At 71.7% G+C, this 17686-nt stretch carries 18 protein-coding genes and 3 pseudogenes; 10 read left to right on the top strand and 11 right to left on the bottom strand.

Annotated features, from left to right (window positions below):
* Positions 1 to 13 precede the first annotated feature (13 nt).
* The 3 genes and pseudogenes from J7I97_RS00765 to J7I97_RS00755 all read right to left on the bottom strand — a co-directional run bounded on the left by J7I97_RS00765 (position 14) and on the right by J7I97_RS00755 (position 3117).
* Positions 14 to 2089, bottom strand: a complete 2076-nt coding sequence (locus J7I97_RS00765) for a molybdopterin oxidoreductase family protein (protein WP_214930352.1) — start codon at positions 2087 to 2089, stop codon at positions 14 to 16.
* A 68-nt stretch (positions 2090 to 2157) separates the two neighbouring features.
* A pseudogene (locus tag J7I97_RS00760) lies at positions 2158 to 2292 on the bottom strand (SDR family oxidoreductase); the annotation flags it as partial.
* Between the two features lie 81 nt (positions 2293 to 2373).
* A complete protein-coding gene (locus tag J7I97_RS00755; RefSeq protein WP_214930351.1) occupies positions 2374 to 3117 on the bottom strand; it encodes an ElyC/SanA/YdcF family protein in 744 nt (247 codons plus the stop codon).
* A 322-nt stretch (positions 3118 to 3439) separates the two neighbouring features.
* Here J7I97_RS00755 and J7I97_RS00750 point away from each other — a divergent pair, with 322 nt between their 5' ends.
* The 4 genes from J7I97_RS00750 (at position 3440) to dnaG (ending at position 8902) form a co-directional block, all read left to right on the top strand.
* Positions 3440 to 4195: a sirohydrochlorin chelatase gene (locus J7I97_RS00750; protein WP_214930350.1), complete on the top strand. Its 756-nt coding sequence runs from the start codon at positions 3440 to 3442 to the stop codon at positions 4193 to 4195.
* Between the two features lie 65 nt (positions 4196 to 4260).
* Entirely contained in the window at positions 4261 to 5598 is a 1338-nt protein-coding gene (locus tag J7I97_RS00745; RefSeq protein ID WP_214930349.1) for a deoxyguanosinetriphosphate triphosphohydrolase, read from the top strand.
* Between the two features lie 93 nt (positions 5599 to 5691).
* A complete protein-coding gene (locus J7I97_RS00740) occupies positions 5692 to 6966 on the top strand; it encodes an FAD-dependent oxidoreductase (protein ID WP_214930348.1) in 1275 nt (424 codons plus the stop codon).
* A 34-nt stretch (positions 6967 to 7000) separates the two neighbouring features.
* A complete protein-coding gene (gene dnaG, locus J7I97_RS00735) occupies positions 7001 to 8902 on the top strand; it encodes a DNA primase (protein WP_214930347.1) in 1902 nt (633 codons plus the stop codon).
* 52 nt (positions 8903 to 8954) lie between these two features.
* Here dnaG and J7I97_RS00730 read toward each other — a convergent pair whose 3' ends face one another.
* A complete protein-coding gene (locus J7I97_RS00730; RefSeq protein WP_214930346.1) occupies positions 8955 to 9377 on the bottom strand; it encodes a gamma-glutamylcyclotransferase family protein in 423 nt (140 codons plus the stop codon).
* Positions 9374 to 9727 carry a divalent-cation tolerance protein CutA gene (gene cutA / locus J7I97_RS00725; RefSeq protein WP_308369441.1) on the bottom strand — a complete coding sequence of 118 codons (354 nt, stop codon included), beginning with the start codon at positions 9725 to 9727 and terminating at the stop codon, positions 9374 to 9376. Before cutA ends, J7I97_RS00730 begins: the two co-directional genes overlap by 4 nt.
* Between cutA and J7I97_RS40130 the strand changes: the two are divergent.
* Positions 9721 to 10032 (top strand): annotated as a pseudogene (locus tag J7I97_RS40130) (Tn3 family transposase); the annotation flags it as partial. The gene cutA and the pseudogene J7I97_RS40130 sit on opposite strands and share 7 nt — an antisense overlap.
* 25 nt (positions 10033 to 10057) lie before the next feature.
* The gene (locus tag J7I97_RS37995) at positions 10058 to 10198 is read left to right on the top strand and encodes a hypothetical protein (RefSeq protein ID WP_251050558.1); all 141 of its coding nucleotides are present in this window, start codon (positions 10058 to 10060) and stop codon (positions 10196 to 10198) included.
* A gap of 235 nt (positions 10199 to 10433) precedes the next feature.
* Here J7I97_RS37995 and J7I97_RS00715 read toward each other — a convergent pair whose 3' ends face one another.
* From J7I97_RS00715 to J7I97_RS37990, 6 genes are all read right to left on the bottom strand, one after another.
* On the bottom strand, positions 10434 to 11291 hold the full coding sequence (locus J7I97_RS00715; RefSeq protein WP_251058356.1) for a serine hydrolase: 858 nt from the start codon (positions 11289 to 11291) through the stop codon (positions 10434 to 10436).
* A gap of 9 nt (positions 11292 to 11300) precedes the next feature.
* Complete coding sequence (locus tag J7I97_RS00710) at positions 11301 to 12296, bottom strand: HTTM domain-containing protein (protein WP_214930343.1); 996 nt, start codon at positions 12294 to 12296, stop codon at positions 11301 to 11303.
* Positions 12293 to 12865 (bottom strand): DUF5819 family protein, encoded by a 573-nt coding sequence (locus J7I97_RS00705; RefSeq protein WP_214930342.1) that lies wholly within the window; start codon positions 12863 to 12865, stop codon positions 12293 to 12295. Before J7I97_RS00705 ends, J7I97_RS00710 begins: the two co-directional genes overlap by 4 nt.
* Before the next feature lie 76 nt (positions 12866 to 12941).
* The gene (locus tag J7I97_RS00700; protein ID WP_214930341.1) at positions 12942 to 13295 is read right to left on the bottom strand and encodes a hypothetical protein; all 354 of its coding nucleotides are present in this window, start codon (positions 13293 to 13295) and stop codon (positions 12942 to 12944) included.
* A gap of 218 nt (positions 13296 to 13513) precedes the next feature.
* Positions 13514 to 14944 (bottom strand): NAD(P)/FAD-dependent oxidoreductase, encoded by a 1431-nt coding sequence (locus tag J7I97_RS00695; RefSeq protein ID WP_214930340.1) that lies wholly within the window; start codon positions 14942 to 14944, stop codon positions 13514 to 13516.
* Positions 14945 to 15024: 80 nt separating this feature from the next.
* On the bottom strand, positions 15025 to 15414 hold the full coding sequence (locus tag J7I97_RS37990; RefSeq protein ID WP_251050553.1) for a hypothetical protein: 390 nt from the start codon (positions 15412 to 15414) through the stop codon (positions 15025 to 15027).
* A 65-nt stretch (positions 15415 to 15479) separates the two neighbouring features.
* On the opposite strand from J7I97_RS37990, the pseudogene J7I97_RS37985 reads away from it, so the two are divergent.
* The 4 genes and pseudogenes from J7I97_RS37985 to J7I97_RS00675 all read left to right on the top strand — a co-directional run.
* A pseudogene (locus J7I97_RS37985) lies at positions 15480 to 15836 on the top strand (recombinase family protein); the annotation flags it as partial.
* Entirely contained in the window at positions 15813 to 16022 is a 210-nt protein-coding gene (locus J7I97_RS39425) for a helix-turn-helix domain-containing protein (RefSeq protein WP_285441205.1), read from the top strand. The pseudogene J7I97_RS37985 and the gene J7I97_RS39425, both read left to right, overlap by 24 nt.
* 342 nt (positions 16023 to 16364) lie before the next feature.
* Positions 16365 to 16907 carry a hypothetical protein gene (locus J7I97_RS00680; protein ID WP_251050552.1) on the top strand — a complete coding sequence of 181 codons (543 nt, stop codon included), beginning with the start codon at positions 16365 to 16367 and terminating at the stop codon, positions 16905 to 16907.
* Between the two features lie 138 nt (positions 16908 to 17045).
* Positions 17046 to 17669: a class F sortase gene (locus J7I97_RS00675; protein WP_214930339.1), complete on the top strand. Its 624-nt coding sequence runs from the start codon at positions 17046 to 17048 to the stop codon at positions 17667 to 17669.
* Positions 17670 to 17686: the final 17 nt, after the last annotated feature.

Raw genomic sequence — 17686 nt, 5'->3', positions numbered from 1 at the left:
CTTCATCAGACTCCTAGGCCGGCTCGACGCGGACCGCGCAGACTTTGAACTCCGGCATGCGGGAGACGGGGTCGAGGGCCGGGTTGGTCAGGGTGTTGGCGCGGCCCTCGCCGGGCCAGTGGAACGGCATGAACACCGTGTCCGCGCGGATCGTGTCCGTGATGCGGGCCGGGGCCACCGCGCGGCCGCGGCGGGAGACGACCGCCAGCGGGGTGCCCTCGACGGCGCCGATGCGGGCCGCGAGGCGGGGGTGGAGTTCCACGAAGGGGCCTGGGGCGGCCGCGTTCAGCTCGTCCACCCGGCGGGTCTGGGCGCCGGACTGGTACTGGGCGACCACCCGGCCGGTGGTCAGCAGGAGGGGGTACCGCTCGTCGGGGATCTCGGCGGCGTCGCGGTGGGAGACGGGGACGAAGCGGGCCCGGCCGTCGTCGGTTGCGAAGCGGTCCAGGAACAGGCGCGGGGTGCCCGCGTGGGAGTCCTCCGGGCAGGGCCAGAAGACACCCTGTTCCGCTTCGATGCGGGCGTAGGAGATGCCCGAGTAGTCCGCCGGGCCGCCGGCCGAGGCGCGGCGGAGCTCGTCGAAGACCTCCTCGGGGGCGGTGGGGAAGCCCTTTTCGACGCCCAGGCGGTCCGCGAGGCCGTGCAGCACCTCCAGGTCGGTGCGGACTCCCGGCGGCGGGGTCAGGGCCCGGCGCCGGAGCAGGACGCGGCCCTCCAGGTTGGTGGTGGTGCCGGTCTCCTCCGCCCACTGGGTGACGGGGAGGACCACGTCGGCGAGGGCGGCGGTCTCGGAGAGGACGACGTCAGCCACCGCGAGGAAGTCCAGCGAGCGGATGCGGTCCTCGATGTGGGCGGCGCGGGGTGCGGACACCACCGGGTTGGAGCCCATCAGGAGCAGGGCCTTCACATCGGAGCCGAGTGCGTCGAGGAGTTCGTACGCGCTGCGGCCCGGGCCGGGAAGGGTGGCGGGGTCCACGCCCCAGACCCCGGCTACGTGTGCCCGCGCCGCCGGGTCGGTGAGCTTGCGGTAGCCGGGGAGCTGGTCGGCCTTCTGGCCGTGTTCGCGGCCGCCCTGGCCGTTGCCCTGCCCGGTGAGGCAGCCGTAGCCGGACAGCGGCCGGCCGGCCCGCCCGGTGGCCAGGCAGAGGTTGATCCAGGCGCTGACGGTGTCGGTGCCCTTGGACTGCTGTTCCGGGCCGCGGGCGGTCAGCACCATGGCGCTCTCGGGCTCGCAGAACATCCGGACGGCCTCGCGCAGCCGCGGCACCGGCACCCCGGTGATCCGCTCGACCAGCTCCGGCCAGTGCGCCATCGCCGCGGCGCGGGCCTCCTCCCAGCCGGTGGTCCGCGCGGCGATGAACTCCTCGTCCGTACGCCCCTCGGCGACCACCAGGTGCAGCAGCCCCAGGGCCAGGGCGAGGTCCGTGCCGGGGCGCGGGGCCAGATGCAGGTCGGCCTGCTCGGCGGTCCGCGTGCGGCGCGGGTCCACCACGATCAGCGTGCCGCCGTTTTCCTTGAGTTCCCGGAAGAACCGCAGGGCGGGCGGCATGGTCTCGGCCGGGTTGGATCCGACGAGGATCACGCACCCGGTGCGCGGGATGTCCTCCAGCGGGAAGGGCAGGCCCCGGTCGAGCCCGAAGGCCCGTTGGTGGGCGGCGGCCGCCGAGGACATGCAGAAACGGCCGTTGTAGTCGATCTGCGAGGTCCGCAGGGCGACGCGGGCGAATTTGCCCAGGGCGTACGCCTTCTCGTTGGTGAGCCCGCCGCCGCCGAACACCCCGACGGCGTCGGGCCCGTACGTGCGGCCGGTACGGGCGAGGCCCTCGGCGACGGCGTCGAGGGCCTCCTCCCAGGTGGCCGGCTCCAGCTGCCCGGCATGGGTGCGGATGAGCGGCTGGGTCAGGCGCACCCGGGAGGAGAGCACGGCGGGCGCGGTGCGTCCCTTGCCGCACAGCGCACCCAGGTTCACGGGGAAGTCCGCCCGCTCCTCCACCGAGGCCCCGCCGCCCGGTTCGGCACGGAGGTTCATGCCGCACTGCAGCGCGCAGTACGGGCAGTGCGTGGCGGTGGCGGTTTCCGGAGTGTGCATGCGGTCCACCGTGCGACGGCGGTGTTACACCGGCCGCCGCCCCCGGTTACGCCTCCCGTACGGGTACCTCAGCGTGGCCCCTCCTGCCCGGTGAGGTGCTGGACGGTCGGCCCGGCCGTCCAGCCGCCGTCAACCGCCAGTTCGGCGCCCGTCATGTAGCCGGCGGCGTCGGAGAGCAGGAAGGCGACGGCGGCGGCGATCTCCACAACAGCCACGGTTTCCACACCCCTGACAGACGGACGACAGACCGGTATATGACTAATCGGCATAGGGCGACAGCCGCGTCAGTCTGCCAGAGCGGCCAGGGCCCGCGACACCCCTTCCTCCTTCGGTCCCATGAACCGCGGTTCGGGCTTGAGCGCAGCGTCCAGCGCCGCCTTGCCGGCCGCGAACACCTCGCGGGCGCCGCCGTAGTACCAGGTCGCGTCGTGTGCGTCGTCCACCCCGACGCCGTACGACTCCACGCCCGCCGCCTGACACAGGGCCACGGCCCGGTGGATGTGGAACCCCTGGCTGATCAGGACCGCCCGGTGCACGCCGAAGATCTCCCGGGCGCGGACACAGGAGTCCCAGGTGTCGAAGCCGGCGAAGTCGCTGACGATCTGCTTCCCGGGCACCCCGTGGGCGGTCAGGTACGTCCGCATCGCGTCGGGCTCGTCGTACTCGGTACGGCTGTTGTCCCCGGTGACGAGCACGACCTTGACCTTGCCCGTGCGGTACAGCTCGGCGGCCGCGTCGAGCCGGTTGGCCAGGTACGGGGTGGGCCGGCCGTTCCACAGGCCCGCCCCGAACACCACGGCCACCTCGGCGGCCGGGGCCTCGGCCGTGGTCCGCAGCCGGTCCGCGGCCGCCGCGTGCGTCCACGCCGACGGCAGCAGCGCCAGCACGCACCCCGCCATCACCGCCCGCACCGCCCGCCGCCGGGCCCGTACGGTCTTCAGCCGGGCCCGTACGGTCTTCAGCCAGGCCCGTACGGTCTTCAGCCGGTCCCGCACCGCTCCTAGCCGGCCTCGTACCGCTGCGCGCATTGGTTCCCCCTCGGTTGGTTCTGCTGACAACGGACGCGTGTACGGCCCCCGCGGTTTCGCCGCCCCTCGCGCGCGTCGGCCGCACCCCCGCCACCGGCCCCCTGTGAGCAGGTGGAAAACACCCGTCACCCCGGCGCAACGCCCCGGCAACCTCGGGCCCGCAGGATCGGTTCATGACGGAGCTGGTGCACCCTCCCGAGTCCCTGTCCCACCCTCTTCCCCCGGCCACGACCGCGGAGCTGCTGGGCCGGATCACCGCCCAGCTCGGCTCTCAGCTCAGCGGCCTCCGCCCGCCGGGGGCCCGGCAGCACGGAGTCCACGCATGCAGCCCACCCTCGTCGCCGTGGCCCACGGAAGCCGTGACCCGCGCGCCCTGCACACCGTCCGGGCCCTGCTCGACCGGGTCCGCGAGCTCCGCCCCGTCCTCGACGTCCGGCTCGGGCACATCGAGCTGAACCGGCCGCTGCTCGGCGACACCCTCCAGGAGGTGTCCGGGGCGGCGGTGCTGGTTCCGCTGCTGCTCGGGCGCGGGCACCACGTCAAGCGGGATCTGCCCGCGAGCGCCGCCCGGGCCGCCCATCTGCGCATCCGGGTCGCCGCCCCGCTGGGCCCGCATCCGCTGCTCGTCGAGGCCCTGTACGACCGGCTGGTGGAGGCCGGCTGGGCCCCCGGTACGGCTGTCGTGCTGGCCGCGGCCGGATCCCGCGACCCGGATTCCGCCGCCGACACCCGGCGCAGCGCGGAGTTGCTGTCGGAACGGCTCGGCGGGGTGCCCGTCGTGCCCGCCTACGCGTCCGCCACCGCGCCGACCGTGCCCGACGCCGTTCGGGCGCTGGCCGCGCGGGGGCACCACCGGGTCGCGGTCGCCTCGTACTTCACCGCTCCGGGGCGGTTCGCGGCCCAGTGCGCCGCCGCCGCGCCCGGTCCCGCCGCCGCGCCGCTGGGGGCTCACCCGGGGCTCGCCTGGCTGGTTCTGCTTCGCTACGACCACGCGGCCGCCGCCGCGCGCGAAGCCCTCGTACCGTCTTGTCGGCCTGCGGGGCAGCGGGCCGGGCAGCCGGTGCCGGCCGGCGCATGAGGACCGTGGTGGTTCGGATCGCTCTGATTACTCGGATTGTCGGCGGCTGCGGTTAACGTCGGAGCATGGAAGGCTTGGAAGGCACCACCGCACCCGTCCGCACCGACCAGCCCGGCGACCCATACGGCCCGGCCGACACCGAGCGCTGGGCCACCGAGCCCGACAAACGCCCCGGCCGCACCGCCTTCCAGCGCGACCGCGCCCGCGTACTGCATTCGGGGGCGCTGCGCCGCCTGGCCGGCAAGACCCAGGTCGTCACCCCCGGGACCCGCTCCTACGACTGGGACGCGAGTCCCCGTACGCGTCTCACGCACTCCCTGGAGTGCGCCCAGGTCGGCCGCGAGCTCGGCGCCGCCCTCGGCTGCGACCCCGACCTGGTCGAGGCCGCGTGCCTGTCGCACGACATGGGCCACCCGCCCTTCGGGCACAACGGCGAGGAGGCGCTGAACGAATTCGCCAAGGACTGCGGGGGCTTCGAGGGCAACGCCCAGTCGCTGCGCCTGCTGACCCGGCTGGAGCCCAAGCGGTTCGTGCCCGATCCGAAGACCGGCGAGCTCGTCAGCGTCGGCCTCAACCTGACCCGGGCCTGCCTGGACGCGGCCACCAAGTACCCATGGGCCCGGGGCGGCCACCCCACCGATCCCGGCTCGGTGAAGTTCGGCGCGTACGACGACGACCTGCCCGTCTTCGAGTGGCTGCGCCGGGGCGCGCCCGCCGACCGCAAGTGCTTCGAGGCCCAGGTCATGGACTGGGCGGACGATGTCGCGTACTCCGTCCACGACTTCGAGGACGGTCTGCACGCCGGGCATCTCGACCCCAACCTGCTGTTCGCCGAGCCCGAGCGCACCGCGATCTGGCGGGTCGCGATCGGCCGGTACGTCCCGGCGGACACCGAGCCGGAGGAACTGCGCGAGGCCCTGGACCGTTTGCTGGAGCAGGAGTGGTGGCCGCACGGGTACGACGGTTCGGCCGTCGCCCAGGCCCGGCTGAAGGACGCCACCAGCCAGCTGATCGGCCGTTTCTGCCTGGCCGCCGAGGGGGCGACGAGGGAGGCGTACGGCTCCGGCCGGCTCACCCGGTACGCCGCCGAGCTGGTGGTCCCGCGCGCGGCGCGCAACGAGTGCGCGGTCCTCAAGGCGGTCGCCGACCTGTATGTGATGCAGCGCGACGAGCAGGAGCGGCTCCGCGCCGATCAGCGCATCGTCCTGGCCGAACTCGCCGAGGCGCTCAGCGCACGCGCACCCGAGGGACTGGACCCGCAGTACCGGGCGATCTTCGATGCCGCCCCGGACGACAAGGCCCGTAAACGCGCGGTCATCGACCAGATCGCGGCCCTCACGGACGCCTCCGCGCGCTCCCTGCACGACCGCCTCACCCGCCGCACCCGGCGCGCCGAAGGGTGAGCTGATCGGGCCACTCCCCCTTCACGCGGCAGGCTCAGTGCGGGACGCTCGCATGTGGTCGCATGTGGCGAAGAGGTTATGAGGAGGCATCAGGTGGTCGACGCACACCGGACATTCGTCATCGTCGGCGCGGGGCTTGCCGGGGCAAAGGCGGCCGAAACGCTGAGGTCCGAGGGGTTCACCGGGCGGGTGATCCTGATCGGCGACGAGCGCGACCATCCCTATGAGCGGCCGCCGCTGTCCAAGGGGTACCTGGCGGGCAAGGAGGAGCGCGAGAGCGTCTTCGTCCACGAGCCGTCCTGGTACGCGCGCTCCGACATCGAGCTCCACCTCGGCCAGCCCGCCGTCCAGCTGGACCGGGAGGGGAAGAGGGTGGTCCTCGGCGACGGTGCGGCGCTGCACTACGACAAGCTGCTGCTGGCCACCGGCGCCGAGCCGCGGCGCCTGGACATCCCGGGCACGGGCCTGGCCGGGGTGTACCACCTGCGCCGGCTCGCGCACGCCGAGCGGCTGCGGGGTGTCCTGGCCACCCTCGGGCGCGACAACGGCCACCTGCTGATCGCGGGCGCGGGCTGGATCGGCCTGGAGGTCGCCGCCGCGGCCCGCGGGTACGGAGCCGAGGTCACCGTGGTCGAGCCGTTGGCGACCCCGCTGCACGCGGTGCTCGGCCCGGAGATCGGCCGGCTCTTCGCGGACCTGCACGCCGAGCACGGCGTCCGCTTCCACTTCGGCGCGCGGCTGACGGAGATCGTCGGCCAGGACGGCATGGTGCTGGCCGCCCGTACGGACGACGGGGAGGAGCACCCGGCGCACGCGGTGCTCGCGGCGATCGGGGCCGCGCCGCGGACCGCACTCGCCGAGACGTCGGGGCTCGCCCTGGTGGACCGGGAGCACGGCGGCGGGATCGCCGTGGACGCGTCGCTGCGCACCTCCGATCCGGACATCTTCGCGGTCGGGGACGTGGCGGCCGCCCACCACCCGGTTCTCGGGGCCCGGCTGCGGGTGGAGCACTGGGCGAACGCGCTCAACGGCGGACCGGCCGCGGCGCGGTCGATGCTGGGGCAGGAGGTCTCGTACGACCGCGTCCCGTACTTCTTCTCGGACCAGTACGACGTGGGCCTGGAGTACTCGGGGTACGCACCGGTGGGCGGCTACGACCAGGTGCTGATCCGCGGCGACGCGGCCAAGCGGGAGTTCATCGCGTTCTGGCTGTCGCAGGGGCGGGTGCTGGCCGGGATGAACGTGAATGTGTGGGATGTCACCGAGCACATCCAGGCCCTGATCCGGTCGAAGGCCCCGGTCAACCGCGAGGCGCTGGCGGACCCGTCAGTTCCGCTTGCTTCCCTGGTGGGAGCGGAGGGGGCCTGACGGGTTTGCCTCCGCCCGGCCGTAGACTTCACGGGTGGCAGGACGGATCAACGACGACGACGTGAAGGCGGTACGGGACGCGGTCCCGATCGACGCCGTGGTCTCCGACTACCTCCAGCTGCGCAACGCCGGCGGCGGCAACCTCAAGGGCCTCTGCCCCTTCCACGACGAGAAGTCCCCGTCCTTCCAGGTCAGCCCCAGCAAGGGCCTCTACCACTGCTTCGGCTGCCAGGCGGGCGGGGACACCCTCGACTTCATCATGAAGATCGACCACCTGTCGTTCTCGGAGGCGGTCGAGCGTCTCGCCGGACAGGCGGGCATCACCCTGCGGTACGAGGAGGGCGGCTACACCGCCGGCACCAGCGGCCGCGGTGAGCGCATCCGGCTGGTCGAGGCGCACAAGGCCGCCGCCCAGTTCTACGTCGACCAGCTGGGCGGCGCCGAGGCGGAGATCGGCCGGAAGTTCCTGGCGGAGCGCGGCTTCGACCAGGCCGCGGCCGCGCACTTCAGCGTGGGATACAGCCCGGCCGGCTGGGACCACCTGACCCGCTTCCTGCGCGGCAAGGGGTTCAGCGACAAGGAGCTGATCACCTCGGGCCTGGCCCAGGACAGCCGCAGCGGCAAGCCCATCGACCGCTTCCGCGGGCGGCTGATGTGGCCGATCCGCGACATCAGCGGCGAGGTCGTCGGCTTCGGCGCGCGCAAGCTGCGCGAGGACGACAACGGCCCGAAGTACCTGAACACGCCCGAGACGGCGATCTACAAGAAGTCCCAGGTGCTGTACGGCATCGACCTGGCGAAGAAGGAGATCGCGAAGACCTCGCGGGCCGTGGTGGTCGAGGGGTACACCGACGTGATGGCCTGCCACATGGCCGGTGTCACGACGGCGATCGCGACCTGCGGAACCGCCTTCGGCGGCGACCACATCAAGATCCTGCGCCGACTGCTCATGGACAACGCGACGGCCGAAGTGATCTTCACCTTCGACGGTGACGCGGCCGGGCAGAAGGCGGCGCTGCGGGCCTTCGAGGACGACCAGAAGTTCGCCGCGGAGACCTCGATCGCGATCACCCCGGGCGGCATGGACCCCTGCGACCTGCGCCTCGCGCAGGGGGACGCGGCCGTGTCCGGTCTGGTGGATTCCCGCACCCCGCTGTTCGAGTTCGCGCTGCGGCACATCGTGGCCCGGCACAACCTGGAGAACCCGGCGGGTCGGGCGGCCGCGCTGGACGAGGCGGCCCCGGTCGTCGCCCACATCAAGAACATCGCGATCCAGCACGAGTCGGCGGTCCAGCTGGCGGGCATGCTGGGCATCCGCGACGAGCAGTTCGTGGTCAAGCGCGTCGCGCAGCTGGCGCGCTGGGCGCGCGAGCGGGGCGGCCAGCCCCAGCAGCAGGGCAGGTCCCGCTCCTACGACGCGGCCCAGGCCCCGGCGCCCGTCGCCGCCCCGGGCGGCCCCGCCCTGAACCTGCGCAGCCCCGCCCACCGCACGGAGCGCGAGCTGCTCAAGCTGGCCCTCCAGCGCCCGGCGCTGGTCTCCCCCGCCTTCGACGCGTACGGGATGGACGAGTTCACCGCCCCGCCCTACGCGGCGGTCCGCCAGGCCATCCTGGACGCGGGCGGCGCCTCGCTCGGCACCGAGGACTACCTGCCGCGGGTCCGTGAGGCCGCCCCGAACGACACCGTCCGGGCGCTGGTGACGGAGCTGGCGGTCGAGGCCATCCACGCGAAGACGGTGGACGAGATCTACGCCGGGGTCCAGCTGGTCCAGGTCCGCCTGCGCGCGGTCGACCGCCGGGTGCAGGAGATCCAGGGCACGCTGTCGCGGCTGGGCCCGCAGGCGCCGCCGGAGCAACTGGCGGCGGTCCAGGAGGAGCTGTGGGTGCTCCAGCAGTACGGGCAGCGGCTGCGCAACCGCGGCGCCGAGGGCCTGTAGCCACCTGAGGCCCCCGGCCGTCCGGCCCCGCCGGCCCCGCCGGCAGCCGGCCCTACCGCTTGAGCCAGTCGCCGCCGGGTATCTCCGTGCCGGACTCGGCCAGGCGCCGGACCAGGGGCGGGGCCGCCAGGTAGACCCAGGCGCGGACCGGGGTGCCGTCCGGGCGCAGGGCCTGGCGGGCGGTCCGGTCGTAGACGTTTCGCGGGTGGCCCGGCCCCTCGTACGCCTCCAGCAGGTCGAGCGCGGCCAGCAGTTCCCCGTACGCCCCCGGCAGCGGGATGATCAGCTCGCCGACTATGCCGGAGCCGTATCCGGGGCGGTGGACGGCGTACGGGTAGCCGGGGCCGTCGTAGAGCGCCGCCTCCGGGAGACGGGCGGGCTCCTCGGCGGCGGTGCGGCCGCGCAGGAACAGGTCGTGGTTGACCTCCCCGGGGCGCAGGGTCCCGTAGACGAAGAAGGGGAGCTCGGCGCTCATCCGGCCGCCATCTCGGCCACCTCGGCCGCGACCCAGGCGAGGTAGTCGGCACTGCCCCGCACCACCGGGGTGGCGATGACCTCCGGGGTGTCGTACGGGTGGCGGGCGATCAGCCGGGCCTCCAGGGCCGGGTAGGCCGCCTCGGTCGTCTTGAGCAGGACCTGCCACTCCTGGTCGGTGCGCACCGCGTCCTTCCAGCGGTAGAGGGAGGTCACCGGGCCGGAGACCTGCGCGCAGGCCGCGAGCCGCGTCTCCACCGCGTCCCGGGCGAGCTCCCGCGCCGCCTCCGGCGAGTCGACGGTGGTCAGGACGGCGAGAACCGGACCGGCGGGGGCCGGCGCGCCTGGCACCGATTCCTCCGGCGCGGGTTCCTCCTGCACCGGTCCCTCCGGCGCCGGTTGCTCCGAAGCCAGCTCTTCCGGCCGATCGACCGCTGTCATACCGGCGGAAGATCGCCCGGCAGCTGAACAAGGGCGAGTCTCTGCACGCCCTGCGCCGCCAGCTCCACTACGCCCGCGAGGGCAAGGTCGCCCGGCGCCAGCCCGAGCAGCAGAACGAGCAAGCGTGGTGCCTGACCGTCGTGACCAACAGCGTCGTTTGCTGGCACACCGAGTACATGGGCCTGGCCGTCGACGAACTGCGCAGCGCCGGCCGCGAGGTGGACCGAGGTACTGGCACACATGTCCCCGGCCCGCAGCTCGGTGGTCAACTACTACGGTTCCATCACCGTCGACTACGAACGCGAACTCGCCCAGCTCGACGACCGGGGACACCGGCCGCTGCGGACCGTGGACACGGACGATCCCGGAGCCGGGCTGTAGAGCAGCAGCCAGCTCCGGCGCCGGCCCCGCCCCGGCTGGGCGGTGCCGGAACCGAGGGCGCGAGCACCCACGCGGGGCCTGGCAGTCGGCGGGGATGACGTAGGTGCGGATGACGGCTTTGTGAAGGTGTCCGGCGCTGGTTTCGATGCTCATGACGACGTCGAGGTGGAGGAAGCCGTAGCGGCATCCGCTGACGGTAGTCCTGCAGGAGCCGCCCGCGTGCCTCGCACGCGGGTTATGACCTGAAGGACCCCGAAGCCTCGAACTCCTTGATCGCCATGCGGTCGGTGCGTATGGCGTTGCTGTGCAGGCGGTGGAGCAGGAGCCAGCGGCCGTCGTCGTGTGCCATGGCGACGGCGGATGTCCCGCGCACGGCTCCGTTGTGCCAGAGCAACGAGGTGCCCCTGCGCCATGTGGGCGCCGGTGGCCCCAGCGTGCGGTCGACCAGGAGGCCTACCAGGATGGTGGCCATGGTCCGCGGGGTGGCCCATAGGCCGCCGGAGGGCAGGATCGGCCCGGTCAGGGTCCACGGGGCGCGGGGACGGCCGAAGAGGGTGCGCGCCACCAGACGCCGGTCGGCCGGGGGGCTCGCCGTGACGGCGCCCGCCGCCAGATCCAGTGGAGCCAGGACGCACTCGTCCACCAGCTGCTGGTACGTACGTCCCGACACCTCGGTCAGGGCCCGCCCGAGCACGGCGTACCCGAGGTTGGAGTACTCCTCCGCGGCGCCTGGCCGCTTGGTCCTCACCCGTTCCAGGTCGCGCAGCAGTGCTTCGAGCGCGTGGTCGGTGAAGTCGGCGTACGGGTCGTCGGCGGGGCCGGTGTCGCCGGGCGGAAGGCGGGGCAGTCCCGACGTGTGCTCGGCGAGGTGGCGCAGGGTGATCCCGGTGCCCCGGGGCACCTCGGTGAGGCAGTCCTCGAGGGGGGCGTCGAGGTCGGCCACTCCCTGATCCGCGAGCCGGGTCAGTACGGTTCCCGTTAGCACCTTGCTCAGGGAGCCGAGTTGCACGAACCGGTCCGCGTCATGGCCACGGGTGACCCGGTCCGTGATGCCCGCTCCGCCCAGCAGGCAGGTGGCCGTCAGCACGCGCATTCTGCCCCGTCAGACCAGTTCCGCCTCATGGACGGCCCCCTTCTCCCCTGTCTCCTCCGCCGCCCCCGTCGCGGGCTGCACCGCCGGGTCTGCTGTTCGGTCGCGCCGACTCCGGATCCAGGCGATGAGCCGGTCGAGAGCGCCCGAGAGGAAGACCAAGTCGCAGGCGATCATAGTCAGGGCGAAGCCGGTGAGGCCCATGAGGACGGCGATCGACAGGTGGAAGCCGATCGACATGGCAGCCGCCCACGGCCTCAGGGCCCGGACCAGGACGCCCATCGGGAAGTAGACCAGGAAGGCCACCGTCCCGTAGGTGCCAAGGACCACCAGGAGGTCGCTCTCGTAGACGAGCTCCGACCAGCCGGGCAGCTCGAACTCCGGCACCCTCATGACGTAGAACAGGGCCGTGCCGTCCTGCCATTCCTCACCCATGACCTTGTAGAGGCCGGAAACGACGTAGACCAGGCAGATCTGCGCGGCGATCCCGAGGGCGCCAAGGTTGTGGAACGGGACCGCCACGGCCCGGACATGCCCGGGCAGATACTCCGACAGCCGCTTCGCGACTCCGGTGGGCAGGGCGAATCGGTCGTAGCAGCGAGTGAGCAGTAGGAAGGGGATGACGACGTAGGCGAGGTTGTCGCCGCCGTCCAGGAGCCCGGGCTGCCGCTGATAGATCGACCACAGGAAGACCCAGTGCAGGGCAAGGCCCGGCCGGCCGCCGACTCCGAGGGTCACGGCCAGTGCCACCGCGGCCCCGACATGGAAGAGCAACTGGAACCATGCCGGTGAGGCGGAGAGCGTGTACAGGCTGAATCCCGACACCTGCTGCTTGAACTCGTCGTGCAGCATCAGCCCGTCGGGGCCGAACAGATAGTTCCGCTCCTGGTACTGGCTTACGTAGTACATGAGCCCGACGAATCCAAGCAGCATCCGAGTGCCCGAGACACCGGTGACGGCCACTGGGTGCAGCGACCAGGCGTCCAGCCGGGCGCCGAAGTTCTTCATCGCAAGTCCTTGGTGTCGATCCAGTCGAAGTCCTTGGTCAGGACCTGGCCCTCGGCGGAGGAGTTGCGGCGCTTCGACCACGGCGGCAGCTCGTGCACATACATGCGGACCTGCACCTTGACCGACTTGCCCCCGCACGCGGTCGGCATGTGGTCGTAGGCATAGCGGGACAGGTACTTCACCGACTCCACTTCCGTGGCCTTCTCGAAGGGCATCGGGGGCAGCATGGGCTTCTTGTCGTTGGTCTGCTTCTGCCGCAGCCTCCTGAGGATTTCCTCGCTGCTCGTGAGATTCTGAATGTTGCTGGAAACGAGCCGGACATCTCGCGAGGGGAATAAGCGAGAATCCTGGACCTTCTCCAAAGCTGCGGCAGAGACATCGTAAAAATCGGATACCGAGCCGTCCTGACAGATGGCGCGGGCGACGATTCCCCGACTGTCGGACATGGGCCGGGGAGCAAAGAGCATCCAGTTCTGGGAAAAATACGGATCTAGATATTCCGTTACGGTGTCCCCGTAGACGAGTTTCGCCGGACTGAGGGGGGCCTGCGACAACGCGGCGATGGTCATGTGAACGCCCAGGAGGGCGCCGCCGACAAGAAGCGCCGCCCTCCTGGTAGTGCGGTACGTCTGCGTCACCGGCTGGTTACCGGTCGAAGAGGGTGTTGGTGTCGACGCCCTCCGGCAGGTCGGCGGGCGACGAGCCGATGATCCGGCCGTGCGACATCATGTTGTCGGCGTTGCTGTTGGCCACGACGGCCATACCCTTGCCGACGGCCACGGCCTTGTTGGCGCCCTTGGTTGCGGCCTTGCCGACAGACGTGGCGGCCTTGCCCAGCAGGGATCCGAGGGCCTGGGTGGAGTCCTCCGTCTGCGGGGCGGACGCGACCGGCTGGACCGGCTGGGCCGGCGCGGCCTGGGCGCTGCCCTGGGTGGCGACAAAGAGTGCGATGCCCGCAGTGGCGACACCGGCCACGGTGGCTATCTTCTTCGCGTTCAAGATGATTCCCCCTTCAAATGAAATCCGAGCACGACGAATCCTCTGTGGTCAGCAGGAGACCCGCCGTGCATTGATAAAGGAAATACAATCAACCGAAACAGGGCCGAGCAAGAGGATCTTCAAGCCGCCGCCCTTCCTTTTCGGACATGCGCGAGATGGAAGTATGTATTCCGAATATCCGGGGACCCTCCATTTGGCGGATGAAAAAATAGTTTGACTTACAGCTCCGCGTGAAGTCCTTGCTCTTTGAGTGCCGACGCGGCGGCGTGGTATCCGCACATGCCGTGCACCGAAGGGCCCGGCGGCGTGGCCGAGGAGCAGAGCCAGGTCCCCGGAACGGGTGTGCGGTACGGATTCCAGCGGGCGACCGGGCGGACAAGCGTCTGCCACAGGCTCATCGCGCCCGAAGCGATGTCCCCGCCCACGTAGTTCGTGTTGTACTCACCCAGCTGGGCCGCCGACATACCGCGTTCGGCGATCACGGTGTCGCCGAAGCCTGGCGCGCGTGCCTCGATCGAAGCCCGGATCAGGGCCAGGGGGTTTCGCGTGTCGGCGTTGGGCACGTGCGCATAGGCCCACACTGGCCGACGGCCGCGAACTGCCCGCGCGGGATCTGCGGTGGCCGGGTCGACCACGATGATGTACGGCCGCTCCGCGAGCACCCCCCTGGCAGTGAGCTCTTCAGCCTGAGCCACCTCAGCCGCCGTCCCGCGCCCACCTGCCAGATGGATGGTGGCGGCTTGGGAGAGCCGACTGTCGGTCCACGGGATCTCGCCGTCGACGAGGAAGTCGGCCTTCGCCGCTCCGGGCCCGTAGCGGTAGCGGGACAGCTGGCGGAGGTAACCGGCGGGCAGTGGCGCGATGCGGGCGAGCTCGCGCGGCGAGACGTCGAGCATCGTGATGCGCCGGTCGGCGGGGAGTTCGCGAAGGCTGTCGATCCGCACCCCGGTGTGGATCCGCCCGCCCAGCTTCTCGATCTCTGCGGCCATGACAGCTGCCATGGCCCCCGAACCACCCCGCGGTATGGGCCAGCCGGACGTGTGGGCCAGGTGTCCCAGCAGCAGGGCGACGGCAGCAGCCGCAGACGAGGGCAACCGGCCGATTCCGTGCGCCGCCACGCCAGTCAAAAGCGCCCGGCCCGCCTCGGTGCGCAGTCCGCCGCCCAGTCTCAACGCGTGCACAGGCATCCGGGGGGCCAGTGCCGTGAGGGCACGCAGCGGGGGGACGGTCCGCTGGGTGGAGAGCATCAGCCGAACAATGTCCTCGGAGCACTCCATCAGCGGCAGCATCAGGCTCCGCCAACGCTCCCCGTCCGGGCCCAATTCCGCGCAGGTGGCGTCGAGATCGTTCCACGCGATGGCGGCCTGCCCGCCCCTGAGGGGATGGGCGTAGGCGGCGGGAGAACGCATCATGCGGACGCCGTGCTCGCGCAGGGGGAGCGACCTCATGAAGGGGGAGACCGGTGCCATTGGATGGACCGCGGCGCAGATGTCGTGGAGCACCTCCGAGTCGAACAGAGCCTCGGTGCGCAGTCCGCCCCCCAAGCACTCGTGTGCCTCGAAAACCTCGACCACCAGTCCCGCGCGGGCCAACGTGAGCGCGGCGGCTAGCCCGTTGGGGCCGGAACCGACTACGGCAGCATCCGTCATGCGATTCCTGTTCCTGTTCCTGTGCGGATGGTGGGCGATGCTCACCAGAGTCGTGCCTGCGCTCTGTTTCTCCCCATGTCTCAATGGGTTGACAGCCAGCCGATCCCGGCGGCTGCGACCACCGCTGCGGCTGCCAGCGCGGCGACACGGGAGCGACGCAGCGCGAGGGCGACGAGTGCCGCAGTGAGCAGGATCGCGACGGTACCGACCGCGCCCCGCAGCACGCCGTTGCTGTACCCCAGCTCACCCCATTGGTCGGCCAACCATGCCAGCCATGCCAGTCTCATGACTCCCCCTTCGCGATCTTGATGATCGTAGACGGGCGTGATCAACACACCGGCGTGATCGAGCCAGAGGGATCCCAAGCGTGGGCCAGCCAGGCTGACCGGAGCCGAGGGCGCGCTCGAGTGCCAGCGCCGCACGTCCTCAGCGTCCGGAAACGATCGTTCGTGAGACACGAAGATCGACATGACGTTTCCGCAGGTCGCGAAGGTAACGCTTCCCGTGTACGGATCTATGTAAATCGACCAGGGACCAGCCCCCCGAAGCCCAGCAGGACGCCCTTCTCGCAGCCGGCTGCGAGAAAGTCTTCACTGACAAGACAAGCGGCAAGCTCGCCCGCCGCCCCGAGCTCGACAAGGCCCTCCTCGTCGCCCGCGAAGGCGATCAGCTCGTCGTGACCAAACTCGACCGCCTCGGCCGCTCCCTGGAGAACCTGATCGAGCTCTCCCGCGAACTACAGGAACGCGGGGTCGGCCTGGTCGTCCTGGACCAGGGCATCGACACCTCCACCGCCGTCGGCAGGATGTTCTTCCAGATTCTCGGCGCGATCGCCGAGTTCGAGCACGCCCTCATGTCCGAGCGCACCATGGACGGCCTGGAAGCCGCCCGAGCCCGAGGCCGCACCGGCGGCCAGAAACCCAAACTCGGCCCCCGCCAGGTGAAGCTCGCCCGAGAGATGTACGACTCCGGCGACTACACCGTCCAGCAGATCGCCGACGAATTCGGCGTCACCCGCCCCACCATCTACCGCCACCTGGGCAAAGTCCTGCCCCAGCAGGCCGCAAACACCCCGTAGCCCCAGGATTGCCGCAGCTCAGGGGCTACTCCGTTGTTTTTTCGGCGGGTACTACTGGGACCCCCAGGGCCCTCCATCGGATACGGCGCGGCAGTCCGCAGGCCGGGCCGGGAGTCCCGGCTTCGCCGCGCACCACCACGGTACGCACCGCTGTCGCACGGCCGCGCCGGGACAGGTCACCCGGACGGGGGTGGGGGCACACGGATGGCCGCCCCGGGGCGCTGACGTGCGCGGATGCGGGGTCGGCGGGCAGTCGCGAAGTGATCTGACGGGGGTTCAGCAGGCGCCCGCGGTGCACGGCGGTTTACCTCGAGACACGACCCGCGTCACCCAGGAGCCCCCATGCGCCGACGCACCGCCCACGTGCTCACCGCCACCGCGCTGACCGCCGCCGCCTTCGCCGGCCCGGTTGCCGGAGCGGTCGCCGCGGCCGACCTCCGCATGCCCGGTTTCGCGCCCGGCGACTTCGCCACGCTGGAGGTGTGGCCCAAGTCGGCCGCCCCCGGCACCACCGTCACCGCGAACACCAGCGCCTGCGGCCACAGCAGCCACGCCGAGGGCGATGCCACGACGGTCGGCGGGGGTCGCTTCAAGCTGGTGCCGGGCACCCACAAGGAGGTGGTCGTGGGGCAGTTCCAGGTCGCCCGCGACACCCGCCCCGGCACCTACGAGATCGGCGCGACCTGCGCGAACGGCAAGTTCGCCACCGGCGACCTGGTCGTCACCGAGCGCGGCCCGCAGGGCCACGTGGACACCGGGGTGGGCGGTGGCACGACCACCACCACCGACCCCGCCAAGATCGCGGCGGGAGTGGCCGTGCTGGCCGCAGCCGCCGTCGGCGGTACCTGGCTCCTGCGTCGCCGGGCGAGCGGCACGCTGAGCTGACGGGCGCCCACCGCGGCTTCGGCCGCGGTCCGACCGGTACCGCCCCCCGTCGCCCGCCCCGCGAGGTCCCCCCCGTTCGCGGGGGCGGGCGACGGCCACTCATACCGAGAGAGCACGGAAAGAGCACAGGGGGCAGGCATGGGCACCTCCGGCTACGCCGGTCGCGGCGGGCTCCTCGCGCTCGCCGCGTGCGTCGGCATCTGGCTCGTCGGCAGCGGCTCCAACGAGCCGGTCCGGCCGCCGCAGCCCTCCCCCGCCGACGCCCTCGCCCCGCGCGCCGACTACGCCCGGAGCATCGCCCCGCTCACCGGATCCCCGCCCACCCGCATCCGGATCCCCTCCATCCGCGTCGACGCCCCGCTCACCGGTCTGGGCCTGGAGCGCGACGGCAGTCTCGAAGTGCCGCCGCCCGCCAACCGCGACCTGGCGGGCTGGTACCGCGACGGCACCACACCCGGCGCCACCGGCACGGCCGTCATCGTCGGCCACGTCGACCACGCCACCGGCCCGGCGGTCTTCTACCACCTGGGGGCGCTGCGCCGCGGGGCCGCGATCGAGGTGCCGCGCGCGGATGGACGTACCGCCGTGTTCACCGTCCACGCGGTGGAGGTATACGACGCCAAGGCCTTCCCCGACTCCCGGGTGTACGGGCCCTCGCCGCGCGCCGAGCTCCGGGTGATCACCTGTGGCGGCGGCTTCTCCCCGCGCACGGGCTACCGGGGCAACGTGGTCGTCTTCGCCCACCTGACCGGGACGTACTAGATGATCAATTCCAAGGG

Origin of the sequence: Streptomyces sp. ISL-87, from assembly GCF_018614095.1 — a bacterium.
Classification (GTDB): Bacteria; Actinomycetota; Actinomycetes; order Streptomycetales; family Streptomycetaceae; genus Streptomyces.
This window is presented reverse-complemented; position numbering and strand designations above follow the sequence as displayed.